14 protein-coding genes are annotated in these 15,947 nt (G+C 45.8%); 6 read left to right on the top strand and 8 right to left on the bottom strand.

What is annotated here, in order from left to right; all coding sequences use genetic code 11:
• Positions 1-10: 10 nt before the first annotated feature.
• From leuS to PNUC_RS01225, 3 genes are all read right to left on the bottom strand, one after another.
• A complete protein-coding gene (leuS, locus tag PNUC_RS01235) occupies positions 11-2,683 on the bottom strand; it encodes a leucine--tRNA ligase (RefSeq protein WP_011902078.1) in 2,673 nt (890 codons plus the stop codon).
• 49 nt (positions 2,684-2,732) lie between these two features.
• Positions 2,733-3,533 (bottom strand): 4-hydroxy-tetrahydrodipicolinate reductase, encoded by an 801-nt coding sequence (dapB, locus tag PNUC_RS01230; RefSeq protein WP_048812194.1) that lies wholly within the window; start codon positions 3,531-3,533, stop codon positions 2,733-2,735.
• Positions 3,534-3,600: 67 nt separating this feature from the next.
• The gene (locus tag PNUC_RS01225; RefSeq protein WP_011902076.1) at positions 3,601-4,350 is read right to left on the bottom strand and encodes an outer membrane protein assembly factor BamE; all 750 of its coding nucleotides are present in this window, start codon (positions 4,348-4,350) and stop codon (positions 3,601-3,603) included.
• A gap of 43 nt (positions 4,351-4,393) precedes the next feature.
• Between PNUC_RS01225 and fur the strand changes: the two genes are divergently transcribed.
• A complete protein-coding gene (gene fur / locus PNUC_RS01220; protein WP_011902075.1) occupies positions 4,394-4,849 on the top strand; it encodes a ferric iron uptake transcriptional regulator in 456 nt (151 codons plus the stop codon).
• 93 nt (positions 4,850-4,942) lie between these two features.
• On the opposite strand, the gene gap is transcribed toward fur, so the two are convergent.
• Positions 4,943-5,971 (bottom strand): type I glyceraldehyde-3-phosphate dehydrogenase, encoded by a 1,029-nt coding sequence (gap, locus tag PNUC_RS01215; protein ID WP_011902074.1) that lies wholly within the window; start codon positions 5,969-5,971, stop codon positions 4,943-4,945.
• 25 nt (positions 5,972-5,996) lie between these two features.
• Positions 5,997-7,991 (bottom strand): transketolase, encoded by a 1,995-nt coding sequence (gene tkt, locus PNUC_RS01210; protein WP_048812038.1) that lies wholly within the window; start codon positions 7,989-7,991, stop codon positions 5,997-5,999.
• Positions 7,992-8,035: 44 nt separating this feature from the next.
• Here tkt and PNUC_RS01205 point away from each other — a divergent pair, with 44 nt between their 5' ends.
• Positions 8,036-8,797, top strand: a complete 762-nt coding sequence (locus PNUC_RS01205; protein ID WP_011902072.1) for a 16S rRNA (uracil(1498)-N(3))-methyltransferase — start codon at positions 8,036-8,038, stop codon at positions 8,795-8,797.
• A gap of 29 nt (positions 8,798-8,826) precedes the next feature.
• Here PNUC_RS01205 and PNUC_RS01200 read toward each other — a convergent pair whose 3' ends face one another.
• Together PNUC_RS01200 and PNUC_RS01195 are read right to left on the bottom strand one after the other, a co-directional pair.
• The gene (locus tag PNUC_RS01200) at positions 8,827-9,447 is read right to left on the bottom strand and encodes a barstar family protein (protein ID WP_011902071.1); all 621 of its coding nucleotides are present in this window, start codon (positions 9,445-9,447) and stop codon (positions 8,827-8,829) included.
• Between the two features lie 128 nt (positions 9,448-9,575).
• A complete protein-coding gene (locus tag PNUC_RS01195; RefSeq protein WP_011902070.1) occupies positions 9,576-11,897 on the bottom strand; it encodes an NADP-dependent malic enzyme in 2,322 nt (773 codons plus the stop codon).
• Between the two features lie 84 nt (positions 11,898-11,981).
• On the opposite strand from PNUC_RS01195, the gene thiL reads away from it, so the two are divergent.
• From thiL to PNUC_RS01180, 3 genes are read left to right on the top strand one after another with little or no spacing between them, the layout of a single operon-like run.
• Positions 11,982-13,001: a thiamine-phosphate kinase gene (gene thiL, locus PNUC_RS01190; RefSeq protein WP_011902069.1), complete on the top strand. Its 1,020-nt coding sequence runs from the start codon at positions 11,982-11,984 to the stop codon at positions 12,999-13,001.
• Positions 12,998-13,570: a phosphatidylglycerophosphatase A family protein gene (locus PNUC_RS01185; protein ID WP_011902068.1), complete on the top strand. Its 573-nt coding sequence runs from the start codon at positions 12,998-13,000 to the stop codon at positions 13,568-13,570. The genes thiL and PNUC_RS01185 overlap by 4 nt, the downstream gene beginning before the upstream one ends.
• On the top strand, positions 13,567-14,061 hold the full coding sequence (locus tag PNUC_RS01180; RefSeq protein WP_011902067.1) for a CinA family protein: 495 nt from the start codon (positions 13,567-13,569) through the stop codon (positions 14,059-14,061). Before PNUC_RS01185 ends, PNUC_RS01180 begins: the two co-directional genes overlap by 4 nt.
• Position 14,062: 1 nt before the next feature.
• Here PNUC_RS01180 and corA read toward each other — a convergent pair whose 3' ends face one another.
• Positions 14,063-15,028, bottom strand: coding sequence for a magnesium/cobalt transporter CorA (corA, locus tag PNUC_RS01175; protein ID WP_011902066.1), 966 nt, complete (start codon positions 15,026-15,028; stop codon positions 14,063-14,065).
• Positions 15,029-15,101: 73 nt separating this feature from the next.
• Between corA and pyrF the strand changes: the two genes are divergently transcribed.
• Positions 15,102-15,947 (top strand): orotidine-5'-phosphate decarboxylase, encoded by an 846-nt coding sequence (gene pyrF / locus PNUC_RS01170; protein WP_011902065.1) that lies wholly within the window; start codon positions 15,102-15,104, stop codon positions 15,945-15,947.

Below are 15,947 nucleotides of genomic sequence, written 5' to 3'. Positions count from 1 at the left end.
TCTCGTGACCTTAGGCCACAATATTAATGAGGCGGCCAGGAACAACAATCACTTTTTTAGGTGCACCACCATTGAGTGCTTTTGTTGCTGGTTCACTCTGCAAGGCAATTGCTTCTATCTGCTCTTTGCTGGCATCTGCCGGAACCTTTAATTCACCGCGCAACTTGCCATTAATCTGCAACATGAGAGTGATCTCAGTTTGTATTAAAGCAGTCTCATCGACAGTGGGCCATGGTGCATCTAAAAGGGATCCAAAGTTCTCCGAATACCCCATGTCTTTCCACAAGACATGCGTTAAATGAGGAACTACGGGATATAACACGCGCAATAAGATGCTAAGGCATTCACGCAAAACAGATGCGCTAATTGGCGAATCTTGACCCAGCTTAATAGGCTCAAGCACATTTAACATCTTCATCGCAGCAGAAACCACCGTGTTGTACTGACGACGTTGATAGTCAAAGTTGGCCTGCTTCAAAATAGCATGCACCTCACGACGCAATTCTTTTTCGGCATCATTCAAAGTGCTTGGCAATGCATCCTGCGCATCCTTAATGGCACTCGCTTGGCTGCTGGAGTACATCCATACCCTGCGCAAGAACCGAGATGCGCCATCAACCCCAGCGCCAGACCATTCCAGCTGCTGCTCTGGAGGAGCTGCGAACATCACAAATAAGCGTGCTGTATCTGCGCCATATTGATCTATTAAAGCCTGAGGGTCGACACCATTATTTTTACTCTTGGACATCTTCTCGACGCCGCCAATAATGACCGGTGTTCCAGAACTATCGCCCTTGAGCTTTGCGCCTTGAGGGCGGCCTTTTTCATCTAGGTCTAATTCAACATCTAGAGGGTTAAGCCAAGTTTTTTTGCCCGATGCTTCTTCAGAGTAATAAGTCTCATTGAGTACCATTCCTTGAGTCAATAGATTTTGGAAAGGCTCATCAAACGTAATCAAATCTAAATCACGCATCACTTTAGTCCAGAAGCGTGCATAGAGTAAATGCAAAATCGCATGCTCAATACCGCCAATGTATTGATCCATTGGCATCCAATACTCATTACGCCCATCAACCATAGACGTAGCATCAGGACCTGTATAGCGCATGAAATACCACGATGAATCGACAAAAGTATCCATCGTGTCGGTTTCACGACGAGCAGGTTTACCGCACTGCGGGCATTTCACATTCAAAAAATCAGCGCGTTTGTTTAATGGATTACCGCTACCATCTGGAACACAATCTTCTGGCAAGACTACTGGTAAATCGGCTTCTGGCACTGGCACAGCGCCACAACCTGGGTTACCCTCATCGCCGCAGTGAATAATCGGAATCGGTGTACCCCAATAACGCTGACGAGAAATACCCCAGTCACGCAAACGATAGGTAGTTTTTAATTCTCCAATACCCATTTTCTCCAAATCGGAAGCAACTGTATTGACGGCCTCTTCATGAGATAGCCCATCAAACTTGCCACTATTAAAGCAAACTACATTCTCTTTTTGGGCATACCAATCTTGCCAATGTGTGCCATTAAACATCGGTGACTCATCTTTGAGTGCAATCACTTGCTTAATAGGTAATTCGTATTTCAAGGCAAAGGCAAAATCACGCTCATCATGAGCCGGTACACCCATCACCGCACCATCACCATAGGACATCAAAACATAGTTACCAACCCATACCGGTACTGATTCGTTAGTTAAAGGGTGCGTGACATAGAGGCCTGTGAACATTCCCTCTTTTTCTTGGGTTGCCAGATCCGCCTCAATGACGCTCCCGGTTTTGCATTTCTCGATAAAGGCTGCGAGTGTAGGGTTATTTTCTGCTGCTTTGCTTGCTAATGGATGTTCGGCAGCTACTGCACAGAAGGTGACGCCCATGATGGTGTCGGCACGTGTAGTAAACACATATAACAACCCATCCTGAATAAAATTGCCATGTGCATCTGCGATTTCATGCTTAAAAGCAAACCGTACGCCGCGACTTTTTCCAATCCAATTTTGCTGCATCGTCTTGACGCGTTCAGGCCATCCAAGACCATCTAAACCAGAAAGTAACTGCTCAGCATAAGCGGTGATATTGAAGTAGTAACCCGGAATCTCACGCTTCTCAACTAATGCGCCTGAGCGCCAACCACGCCCATCAATGACCTGTTCATTTGCCAAAACAGTTTGATCAATTGGGTCCCAGTTCACCACTTGGGTTTTGCGATAGGCAACACCCTTCTCAAGCATCTTCAGAAAAAGCCATTGATTCCAGCGATAGTAATCAGGACTGCAGGTAGCTACTTCACGCGACCAATCAATCGCTAACCCCATCGCTGCCATTTGCTTTTTCATGTAAGCAATGTTGTCGTAGGTCCACTTTGCCGGCGGAACCTTATTCTGAATGGCTGCATTTTCTGCTGGCATACCAAATGCATCCCAACCCATAGGCATAAGAACGTTGTAGCCTTGCATACGTAACTGACGTGCCATCACATCATTAATGGTGTAGTTACGTACATGACCCATATGCAACTTACCCGATGGGTAAGGGAGCATTGAACATGCATAGTACTTTGGCTTTTTCTTGCCAGAGGCATTTACTGCATTCTCAGTGACTCGATAGACTTGCGTGCGCTCCCAATCAGCCTGGGCTGCCGCCTCAATGCCGCGATGGTCGTAATCCTTACTCATTCAAAACAACTCTTTTCTTTTGATGCTATTGATTAATTAGGTGGAACTTTTATTTACGTAAACCCAAGACATCCTGCATGTCATACAGTCCAAAGGTTTGATTCTGTAAAAAACGTGCAGCGCGTAAGGAGCCTTGCGCATATGACTGGCGGCTCGAGGATTTATGACTAATTTCAATACGCTCACCATCACCAGCAAACAATACGGTATGGTCACCAACAATATCGCCACCGCGAATAGTTGCAAAGCCAATCGAGCCCGGTTTGCGCTCACCTGTATGACCTTCACGTGCATAGACTGCGACATCATCCAGTTTTTCACCCAAGGCTTCTGCAATGACTTCACCCATCTTCAACGCTGTGCCTGAGGGTGCGTCTACTTTGTGACGATGATGCGCTTCAACTATCTCAATGTCGTAACCCTCATTCAACATCTTGGCGGCAATTTCTAACAACTTAAATGTAGCATTTACACCAACACTCATATTGGGTGCAAACACAATTGCCAACTTAGCAGATGCTTTTTTTAAATCCCCAATCTGCTCGCTGCTTAGCCCTGTTGTACCAATAATCATTTTGGTACCCGTTTTTTCTGCCACAGCTAAATGGGCCATGGTGCCATCAGGTCTTGTGAAATCAATTAAAAACTCTGCATTTGCTAACACCGCTGCAACATCTGAAGAAATGATGACTCCTGTTTTTTTGCCTAAAAATGAACCAGCATCTTCGCCTAATTGCGGACAGGAGTTATGCTCCAAGGCCCCTACGAGTTGAGCATCCGGTGAATTGAAAACAGTCTCAATTAACATTCTTCCCATGCGGCCAGTTGCACCAGCAATTGCAATCTTCATCATGTTTTTTCGCTTCTATTTAAAAATATCCAAGGATGCCTCTTAGCATCCATACAAAAGTAATTTTTTACTGCTTTGCTTCGCTAGCGGGCGGAATATTTAAATCGCCAGGCCCCAGTGTTTCAGATTGCGGCAAGGGTTGCGTAGCCGAGTCTTTACTTGAAAAACTCAAGAAGTCCCAGAAAGAACCGCTGCTAGCACTATCGCTTGAAGACGTGGCTGCTGGCAACGGTGTTCCTGCTGGCAAGTTATCTACTGGGCTAGGCTCCATTATTTCTGGTTGCTGCAACGGTGGTGTAATTGGTGGCTTATTGGTACCAGTAATCACTTCCCAAAAAGAACGCTTTGATTTGGAGTAATTATCAATCTCTGCAACCAACTCAACATCTGTCGGTAATGCATCACCTTCGAATTTCACAACTTTATCGCCGTCAAAAAATACTGTGACATGGCGTTCATCTCCCACGCGCTTTCCCGCACGCTTGAATTCAAAAACGTAGTCCCAGCGGTTTGCATGAAAATAACTTGCTAATAAAGGTGTACCCAAAATTTGACGCACTTGCTCACGACTCATGCCAAGTTGTAACTTGGCATATTGCTCGCTAGAAATAAAATTGCCCTGAACCACGTCTGGAACATACGGTCTAAAAATGTAGTTCATCCAAGCACGTTGCGTATCATTTACCGCTGATGTGCATCCGGCAACAGTCAGAAGGCCAAATATAGCCAAAGTGATATATCCAGCTCTGGCAGAGCTAGAAACGCCCCTTAAAAAGTGGCTAAAAAAACGATTAAAAAGTTCAAGGCAATTTTGCATGGCTGGCCGTATCATTAAGACATTGATTTTAGCTCCCAAAGCCATGACTACGAACCAAAACCCCACTCCTGAAAATTTACGCGATATTGGCTTAAAGGCGACTGGTCCGCGCATGAAAATCCTGGACTTTTTTCATCAGAATGGGGGCACCCACTTTAGTGCCGAAGACATCTTTATGGCCCTTGCCAAGGATGATCAAGAGATAGGCTTGGCTACGGTATATCGGGTTTTGACCCAATTTGAGCAAGCAGGCCTTTTACTGCGCAGCCATTTTGAGTCTAGTAAAGGCGATAGCAGGGCTATCTATGAACTCAATGAAGGACGTCACCACGACCACTTGGTCTGCTTGGATTGCGGGCACGTGGAAGAGTTTGTAGATGACGCCATTGAAAAAAGACAGCAAGATATTGCTAAATCCCTTGGTTTTAAGCTTCAGGAACACTCTTTAGCCATGTATGGCCACTGCACTAAGAAAAACTGTCGAAATAAGCAAAAATAAAGCCTATTTTCAGGGAGAAAATACAAAAAAGACCTCAAATAGAGGTCTTTTTTGATTACTTAGGTAATTTTAGCTATTTTTAAGCGCTTTTAATCACTTTACAGCCATTAAAGCCTCTGCGGCATTCAACATTTGGACTGAATAGCCCCATTCATTGTCGTACCAAGCTAAAACCTTGACCAACTTGCCGTCTGCAGAAACGCGGGTTTGAGAAGCGTCATAGATGCTTGGGCGAGGGTCATGATTAAAGTCGATAGAAACTAGCGGCAAAGTGTTGAATCCTAAAATGCCTTTGAGCTCTCCTTCGCTGGCTGTCTTCAAGATAGAGTTCACTTCATCAACGCTAGTGGCGCGGCTAGCAGCAAAAGTCAGGTCAACCACAGAAACGTTAATTACTGGAACACGCATCGCAAAGCCATCAAAACGACCAGCTAAAGCGGGTAATACAAGACCCACTGCTTTTGCTGCGCCCGTCTTAGTTGGAATCATACTGGTGACAGCAGAACGCGCACGGCGCATGTCCTTGTGATACACATCCGTTAACACTTGGTCATTCGTAAAAGCATGAATCGTAGTCATCAAGCCAGATTCAATGCCAATTTTTTCTAACAATGGTTTTACTAGTGGCGCTAAACAGTTGGTTGTACAACTCGCATTAGACACAACCACATCGCTTGGCTTGAGAACATTTTGATTTACACCGTAAACAATAGTGGCATCAACATCTTTTTCACCAGGAGCAGAAATTAATACCTTCTTCGCGCCCTGAGAAATGTGCACCATGGCTTTTTCTTTAGAGGTAAATTTGCCGGAGCACTCAAGCACCAGATCAACGCCTAGCTCACCCCATGGAGTTTCCAGTGGATTGCGGGTGGAGAACATCTTGATGCGATCGCCATTAACCACCATGTGATCGCCATCAACTGATACCTCTGCAGGAAAACGCCCGTGGGCTGAATCGTATTGGGTTAAATGGGCATTGATATCAATATCTCCCATAGCATTAATTGCTACGATTTTGATATCACGCCTTGGTTTGCCGTTTACCTGATCTTCGTATAAGGCACGCAGTACCATACGTCCAATACGTCCATAACCATTGATTGCAACACGAATTGTCATTTATTTCCCCTTGCTAATATTGAATTTATTTATTTGCAATGCACTGCTTAACAGTTTTCGAAATCTGATCGGCCGTTAAACCAAAATACTCATACAGTTGTGGTGCAGGCGCTGACTCACCGAAGGTGTCAACACCGTGAACTGCTGCGCATCCATACTTCCACCAGAAATCACTGACGCCAGCTTCAACAGCAATACGTGGAATCTTGGCGGGCAACACTGTTGATTTGTAAGCAGCATCTTGCTGATCAAAGACAGTGGTTGATGGCATAGAAACGATGCGAATACCCAATCCTTCTTTTTCTAGCTGCTGCGCTGTTTGCAATGCCAGTGCAATTTCAGAACCGGTAGCAATGATGACTGCGTCTACTTTTCCAGATTGAGGATCAAGCAATACATAGCCACCGCGCGCAATATCTTTAATTTGCGCCGCAGTACGGGATACAAATGGGCAATTCTGACGACTAAAAATTAAGGCGCTAGGGCCATTTTTTCGCTCAATTGCCGCCCCCCAAGCCACAGCACTCTCAGTAGTGTCGCAAGGACGCCAAACCATTAAATTAGGGATCAAGCGCAAACTGGCCACTTGCTCTACGGATTGATGGGTTGGGCCATCTTCACCCAGACCAATAGAGTCATGAGTAAATACAAAGATGCTACGCAATTTCATCAGGGCAGCCATGCGCAAGGCATTGCGACTGTAGTCTGAGAAAGTTAAGAAGGTTCCGCCAAAAGGAATATAGCCGCCATGTAAGGCAATGCCATTCATGATGGCACTCATTCCAAATTCGCGCACACCATAGTTAATATGATTTCCCCACTGATCAGCACGCACTGCTTTGCAGGTTGACCAGTTGGTTAGATTGGAACCCGTTAAGTCAGCAGATCCGCCCATAAACTCTGGCAGTGCTGGCGCCAAAGCCTCAATCGCATTTTGACTTGCCTTACGTGTGGCAATCGTTTCTGCTTTTGATTGGCAAGTTTTTAAATAGGCATTTAAGGTAGCTGAAAAATCTTTTGATAACTCGCCTTCCATGCGACGCTGTAATTCAGAAGCCAATTCCGGATATTTATTTTTGTATTTTTGAAACTCTTTATTCCACTCATGCTCTGCTGCTTGTCCACGCTTTTTAAAATCCCATGCAGTGTAAATATCTTTAGGCACTTCAAAAGGTGCGTACGGCCAATTTAAGGCAACACGAGTTGCTGCAATTTCAGCAGCACCGAGTGGGGAGCCATGCACTTTGTCGCTCCCAGCCATATTAGGCGAGCCTTGGCCAATCGCTGTCTTGCAGCAAATCAAGGTCGGTTTGTCACTCTTTTTGGCTTTTGCAATCGCTGCTGACACTGCTTCAGCATCATGCCCATCAACAGCGCGAATGACATTCCAACCATAAGCTTCAAAGCGCTTCGGCGTATCCTCGTTGAACCATGAAACTACTTTGCCATCGATTGAAATGCCGTTGTCATCCCACAAGGCAATTAATTTATTGAGCTTTAAGGTTCCAGCTAAAGAACAAACCTCATGACTGATACCCTCCATCAAACATCCATCACCCAAAAATACGTAGGTGTAATGATCAATGATGTCCATACCAGGGCGGTTAAATTCTTCTGCTAATAATTTTTCTGCAAGGGCCATACCCACTGCATTTGAAATTCCTTGCCCGAGTGGACCGGTAGTTGTTTCAACGCCAGGAGTAATTCCATACTCAGGGTGTCCTGGGGTTTTACTATGTAATTGCCGGAAGTTTTTTAACTCTTCAATCGGTAAGTCATAACCAGAGAGATGTAGGAGCGAGTACAACAACATCGAACCATGACCGTTGGACAATACAAAACGGTCGCGATCAATCCAATGCGGATCAGTCGGGTTATGTTTTAAATGCTCGTTCCAAAGTCCAACAGCAATGTCTGCCATTCCCATTGGCATACCAGGGTGACCTGAATTTGCCTGTTGAACTGCATCCATGGATAAGGCACGAATGGCATTGGCCATACGAATTTGAAGGTTTGACATCGTAAAAGTGGTCTCGAGGAAAATAAATTGGCTATATTTCAGTAATGCCTCAATTTTATCTTCCCGGACCATGGGAATCCCAAAAGCCTACCGCCCTCACCCCTGAGGTTGCCCATCATTTACGCGTCAGACGCATTCAGGTGGGGGAAACCTTTCCTGTTTTTGATGGACTAGGCCAAGTTGCCCAAGGTGAACTCCTCTCATTGAGCGGAAAAAGCGGTTTAGCCCAATTAAGCAATATTCGTAGCGATACCCATCGCGAAGCCCCTTACGCGATCACTTTGGCGCAAGGCTTGGCTGGTGGTGACAAAATGGATTGGATTGTTGAAAAAGCCGTCGAAACGGGCGCTCAAATCATCGCCCCCTTGCAGTGCGAACGTTCCATCCTGAAACTAACCCGCTCAAGCGACCTAGAACGCGCTCAAAAGCGACTTCTCCACTGGGAAGGCATCATTCAAGCAGCTTGTGAGCAGTGCGATAGGACTGTTTTAGCCAAGCTAGAGCCTATTCAGACCTTCAGCTCCTATTTACAAGATGGCGTAAAACCCAAACTCAAGCTTTTACTCAGCCCTGACGCAACTCAAAGTCTGTATTCCGTACTCATTGAAAACGAGCCGCAAAATATCATCCTCATGATCGGACCTGAGGGCGGACACTCACCTGACGAAGAAAAGCAAGCTGAAACAGCAGGCTACCAACTCGTCTCTTTAGGAGAGCGCGTGCTACGTACTGAAACGGCTGGAGTGGTAGCTATCACCGCCGTTCATAGTGTATGGGGCCCAGAAATGCAAAATCGCCTCAAATAGAGGCGATTGCAGCAATGATGTATTGATAGTTAAGCGAAAGAGTAAAACACACGATATGGTGTGCGACGCTCTGCCCAAAAATCTACCGCGTCACGGAAGACGTCTAATAGAGTCTCACGAGCCTCTTTGTCAAACTTCTGAGTACAAGGTAGGCCTTCGAGCACCACTACAAATCCTGGCTGTGGGCCAGTCTTATCAATAGTCGTAGTTAAAGCATCTAACAAAGGATCAAAATTCTTTGCTTGTTGCTTTGTAAATGAGTATGCAATCGCAATAGACTCCAAAACCTCGCCTTTAGTCATTGCATTTGCACAATTTGCATAAATGAAATGTTGGCCAAGTTCTGTAGCGGCTTCCTGTAAATCTGGAGTACGGAAAGCTCGTATAGATTGCACGATGTTAGTGCGCACACTGCGCAACATTGCCGGCGGTCCGGCATCACGAACGGCCAAAGCGGCACGCCAAGAAGCTGTCACTTTTTTCCCCGAAACTTGATTTGCTGCATAGGTTTGTAAACGAGATAAACCGCCCTGAGCATAAATATTGGCAGCTGACGATTCGGTTTCTAGACGATCATTGCTGTCCCAACTTTCAGCCCGGCTATGTTCATCGAAACTGGCTGTATTGGTGTTTTCAGAGCGATTATTCATGATGGGTGCTAGGTTACCCTTAACACGCCATCAAATCAAGCCCAAATACAGGGCATTTTCTATAACCCTATGATTTATATAATATTAATTTATGTAAGTAAATGCTAACTTATATAAATTAAAAGGGATTAAGAAATGCCCCTAGCGTTACTTGCCGCCTCAACGACCGCCAAAGTGGTCACATTCACGATTCGTCGTACGGTCGCGGCTGGAGTCAGAATATGAATTGGCTTGGCAACACCCAACAATAACGGTCCGATAGCAATGCCATTACCCGCTGCAGTTTTTAACAAATTGTAAGAAATATTAGCTGCATCAATATTCGGGAGAACTAATAAATTCGCATCACCTTTTAACGTTGATGAAGATACAGCCCCCTCACGAATGCTTGCATCTAAAGCGCTATCCCCATGCATCTCTCCATCTACTTCAAGAGTTGGGTCGGCTTTTTGCAGCAACGCTAATACTTCACGCATCTTGATTGCAGAAGGCGCATTGCTTGAGCCAAAATTGGAGTGCGATAAAAGTGCAACTTTAGGTATGAGACCTAACTTACGCATCTCACTAGCAGCCATTAAAGTTAAATCCGATAACTGCTGAGCAGTTGGATCAATATTGATGTGGGTATCCACCAAGAATACTTGACGGCCTGGAAGAATCAAACCAGACATTGCGCCATAGACATTCGCCCCTTCCTCATGACCAATTACTTCATCAATATATTTGAGGTGAGTAGCAATGTTGCCAACAGTGCCAGAAATCATGCCATCAGCCATCCCCTTTTCAATCAATAGACTACCGATCAAGCTATTACGGCGACGCACTTCTAGTTTCGCAAAAGATTGAGTTACACCTTTGCGCTCAGTAAGGCCCAAATAGGTTTGCCAGAAATCGCGGAAACGTAAATCATTCTCTGGGTTAACGATCTCAAAGTCATCTCCAGCCTTCATGCGCAGGCCAAATTTTTCAATGCGGTGCTCAATAACTGCAGGCCGCCCGATCAAAATAGGGGTTGCCAAATGCTCATCGAGAATAATTTGTACGGCACGCAATACGCGCTCATCTTCACCTTCAGCAAACACAATGCGTTTTTGATTTGCTGGAACTCTCTTCGCAATACTGAAGAGGGGCTTCATCAAAGTACCAGAGTGGTACACAAATTGCTGTAACTGATTGCGATAAGCGTCGAAGTCTTTAATCGGACGTAAGGCAACGCCATCATCCATGGCAGCTTTTGCCACTGCAGGGGCAATCACGGTTATTAAACGTGGGTCAAATGGTTTTGGGATTAAATACTCTGGACCAAAAGAAAGGTTTTCAATTCCATAAACTGAAGTCACCACTTCGCTTTGCTCTGCTTGTGCCAACTCTGCTACAGCCTTCACAGCAGCCACTTCCATGCCACGGGTAATCGTTGTTGCACCGACGTCTAATGCACCACGGAAGATAAATGGAAAACACAACACGTTATTGACTTGATTAGGATAGTCAGTGCGGCCAGTTGCCATTACTGCATCCGGGCGAACTGCCTTGACTTCTTCCGGCAGAATTTCTGGGGTTGGATTGGCTAAGGCGTAGACCAATGGCTTGTCTGCCATCTTCTTTACCATCTCTGGCTTGAGTACACCGCCAGCTGATAGACCCAAGAAAATATCCGCACCTTCAATTGCCTGATCTAATGTTCTCAAATCAGTTTCTTGGCAGAATGGCTCTTTCTCAGGATCCATTAACTCCTTGCGACCCTTGTAAGCCACACCAGCAAGATCGGTTACCCAAATATTTTTACGCGGAATACCCAGATCAACCAATAAGTCTAAGCAGGCTAAGGCAGCTGCGCCAGCTCCAGAGGTCACCAGCTTCACATTACCCACGTCCTTACCAACCACCTTTAAGCCATTAAGAATGGCAGCCGCCACCACAATTGCCGTTCCATGCTGATCATCATGAAAGACTGGAATCTTCATGCGCGCTTGCAATTTGCGCTCTACAACAAAGCAATCTGGCGCTTTGATGTCTTCTAAATTAATACCACCAAAGGTTGGCTCAAGCGCAGCAATAATTTCTACTAACTTGTCAGGATCGTTTTCGTTTACTTCGATATCGAAAACATCAATGCCAGCAAATTTCTTAAACAGTACCGCTTTGCCTTCCATCACTGGCTTACTAGCCAATGGTCCAATATTTCCCAAACCCAGAACTGCCGTTCCGTTTGTAATAACACCAACGAGATTTCCTCGGGCTGTGTATTTAAATGCATTCGCTGGATCTTTAACAATCTCTTCACAAGGTGCAGCAACACCTGGCGTATATGCAAGCGCTAAATCGCGTTGATTTGTGAGTTGTTTTGTGGGGGCAATTTCGATTTTTCCAGGGACTGGAAACTCGTGGTACTGGAGGGCGGCCTCTCTTAAGGCGGCGATTTGTTGTTCTTTATTGTTTTCTTTGCTCATCGGCTTGCTCTTTGGTAAGACATATTCAAGCTTCTAATTCTATTCCTCTCGGATACTCAAGTCACAACAGCCATAAAATGGGGTATGCACTCACCATCTAACCCCATAGGGGAATTTGACCTGATTGAACGTTTTTTTAAAACGGGTACGAGTGCGACTGAACAAAATGAAAACATCCCCCTTGGAATCGGTGATGATTGCGCCCTAATCAAGCAAGCTACGGACTCAGAGATAGCCATTACCACCGATATGCTGGTCGAAGGAAGGCACTTTTTTGCTGGCGCCGACCCTGAGCAATTAGGCCGCAAAGCCTTAGCAGTCAACCTTTCCGACCTAGCAGCCATGGGCGCTGAGCCGCTTGGCTTTACCTTGGCGATAGCGATGCCAAAAGCGGATATTGCTTGGCTAGAGGCTTTTTCAAAAGGTTTGCTGGACAGTGCAAACCTCTATGGTTGCCCACTCATTGGGGGCGATACCACTGCCGGCCCGCTGACTTTGTCGATCACTGCACTGGGCAATATTCCCCAAGGGAAAGCCATTCGCAGATCAGGGGCAAAGATTGAAGATGATGTGTGGGTTTCTGGCAACGTTGGGGATGCAAGACTTGCTCTTGCTGCACTGCGTCATGAAATCCCCCTTTCCGCAGAAGATCTAAAACAAGTTGAGAAACGCATGCATCAACCGACCCCAAGAATTGAATTGGGAATAGGTTTGCGAGATATTGCTACTGCCGCACTCGATATTTCAGATGGCTTGCTCGGTGATTTGAATCATGTCTTAAAACAATCTCAGGTTGATGCGCAAATTTTCTTAAACCAAATACCGAAGTCAGAGACTTTAAAAAAACAAAGTACTGATATACAAAATCAATTTGCTGCGAGCGGCGGTGATGACTACGAGATTTGCTTTACTGCACCAAATCATCAACGTGAGGCCATTAAAAAATTAAGCAAGTCTCTCGATTTACCTTTGACTCTGATTGGTCGAATCATCCCCATCAAAAATAAAAATCCCCAAGTCCATTTAATTAATTCGGATGGAGCCACTATGAGTGCCATCGAGAGCAAAAAACTGCTTCAATCATTCGATCATTTTTCATCATGAACCAAACACCAGATCAAGAAGTAAAGCCTGGATTTAAGTGGATGATCCAAACCGCCACTCGCACCCTAGCCTTTGGTTTTGGTAGTGGACTAAGCCCTGTTGCCCCAGGTACTGCTGGGACCCTATGGGCTTGGGCGGCATTTTTACTGGGGGAGTATCTCTTCACCACCGAAGACTTTTTCTGGATTATCGGAGGAGGCATTCTGCTGGGCTGCTGGATCTGTGGGCATGTCAGCGAAGAGTTGGGCAAGAAAGACTTTGGTGGGATTGTTTGGGATGAGATGGTTGCCTTTTGGCTGGTTCTCATTTTCGTCATGCCGACAAGCATTTGGATGCAAATCATTGCATTTATTCTCTTTCGCTTTTTTGATGCCGTTAAGCCAGGTCCTATTGGCATGATTGATCGGCACTTCAAAAATATAGATTCTGGCAATGCGCCCTCCACCCTATTACAAATTCTTTGGCGAGGATTTGGGATCATAGTAGATGACCTCGCCGCAGCTTTCTTTACGCTATTGATATTTGCTGCAATACAAGCCATTACGCAACAACTTGGGTGGGTCTTATGAGCACAAGCGAAACCGTTCTAACCTTAGCCGCAATTTTGAAGGCAAAACAATGGCGCTTAGCTTTGGCAGAATCCTGCACAGGCGGTTTAGTCTGTGCAACCCTCACTGAGCTAGCTGGCTCAAGCGATTGGTTTGAGCGGGGCTATGTCACCTACAGTAATGAAGCTAAGACCGAGTGTCTGGGCGTGCCAGCTGAGCTCATTCAATCTTTTGGGGCTGTGAGCGAGCCAGTGGCTAAAGCCATGGCTGAGGGCGCTCAACTCAATGCCGGGGTAAACGCTGCCATCTCTATCACTGGCGTCGCCGGCCCCAGCGGTGGGTCAGCAGAAAAACCCGTTGGCACAGTTTGCTTTGCTTGGGCCATTCAAAATGATGCTGGAGAAAACAGGGTGCCAAGCAAAACCATGTACTTTGTTGGAGATCGCCAAGCAATACGCGAGCAGGCTTGCCAATACGCACTGAGTGAATTGGCAAAAATTCTCGAAGACTAAATTATTTCATCCAGCCTTTGTGATGGAAGTACCACAGAGGAATAATCGCAGAAATTAACATTGCAACCAGGGCCATTGGATACCCCCAAGATAAATCCAACTCGGGGATATTTTTATAATTCATCCCCCAAATGCTAGCAAGCAAAGTAGGTGGCATTAAGGCAACAGATACCACCGAGAAGATCTTAATAATCTTGGACTGGTTCAAATTAATAAAGCCGACCGTTGCATCCATTAAGAAGTTGATCTTATCGAAGAGGAAGGCAGTATGGTTTTCCAAGGAATCAATATCGCGCAAAATTTGACGCGCTTCCTCTTGCTGCTCATCTGATAGGAGTTTGCTCCGCATCAAAAAGGATAAGGCTCGGCGGGTATCCATCACATTGCGCCGAATACGTCCATTGGTATCCTCTTCTTTTGCGATTGTCTCGAGCACTTGCTCTGCGTCAGCATCGTTAATGTCGTCTTGCAAGACTTGTTTCCCAGCAGCCTCTAGATTTTCATAAACTTCCTCTAAGGCGTCTGCAGAATATTCGGCATCGGTTGAGTAGAGATCTAGCAATACATCTTTTGCATTGCTCACTGATCCAGGGCGCAGACGAGCGCGTAAACGGACTAGGCGGAATACCGGTAAATCTTCATCATGAATTGAGAACAAGACATTCTTGGTTAGCACAAACGCAACTCGAACGTTGCGAGAAGTTTCTTCTTCATCCAACAAGAAATCAGTGCGAATATGGAGATGGCCGTCATCGGCCTCAAAGTAACGAGCAGATGCTTCTAAGTCGCCCAAGTCATCTAGTTCTGGCAAAAGAACGCCAAAAGCCTCTTTAATCCAAATAAGCTCTTCCTCCTCTGGATCAACAACGTCGATCCAAATAGGATTAGCATATTGCAACAATTCATTGCGATCTTCGACTTGCTCTTGAGAGAGGCGGCCATTTTGCAGGACGAACAAGTTGATCATGGTGAACTCCTAAGGAATGTGCGCTAGTTTATCCTATAGCACATGACAGTTTCACTAAAATAAGCCAAATCCAATGAACTCTCGCTCAAACACCTTTCACCAGCAACTCCAGTCCGCATGGGCTTCGCAAGGCAGCATGCTGTGTGTGGGTTTTGACCCGGATCCTAAGCGTCTACCTCTGCCCCTCCAAGGAAAGTCTGAGGGGATCTTTGAGTTTTGCCGTGATATTGCTGATGCGACTGCGGATCTGGTCTGCGCATTCAAGCCCCAATTTGCTTACTTTGCCTCTCAAAGAGCTGAGGCCCAACTAGAAAAGCTCATCAAGCACCTCAAAGATAAATATCCTCATATTCCTGTCATCCTAGACTCAAAGCGCGGAGATATCGGGACTACTGCTGACCATTACGCTTTAGAAGCATTTGATCGCTATGGCGCTGATGCCGTCACAGTCAATCCCTATATGGGATTTGACACAATCGAGCCCTATCTACGACATGCTGGCAAAGGTGTAATCGTCCTCTGTCGTACCTCTAACCCTGGCGGCTCTGACCTGCAATTTCTCAATACGGCGCCAAGCGGTGAACCGCTCTACCTCCATGTTGCCAAACTCGCAGCGCAAGAGTGGAACAGCTCAGGGCAAATTGGCCTCGTGGTGGGCGCTACCTTTCCAGATGAAATCGCTAAGGTAAGAGCGATTGTTGGTGAGATGCCTTTATTAATTCCAGGTATTGGTGCTCAAGGTGGAGATATTGACGCCACCGTTAAAGCGGGTGCAATTCCAGGAAAACCAGGTATTGGAATGATCATCAACTCCTCTAGAGCCATTTTGTATGCCAGTTCAGGCGCTGATTTTGCTCAAGCAGCTAGAAATGTTGCCTTAAGTACTCGGGAGGACCTCAGGACTGCGACAGCAAAATAG

The organism is Polynucleobacter asymbioticus QLW-P1DMWA-1, assembly GCF_000016345.1.
Taxonomy (GTDB): Bacteria; Pseudomonadota; Gammaproteobacteria; order Burkholderiales; family Burkholderiaceae; genus Polynucleobacter; species Polynucleobacter asymbioticus.
The sequence above is the reverse complement of the archived record's forward strand: the minus strand, read 5'-3'. Positions and strand labels throughout refer to the sequence as shown.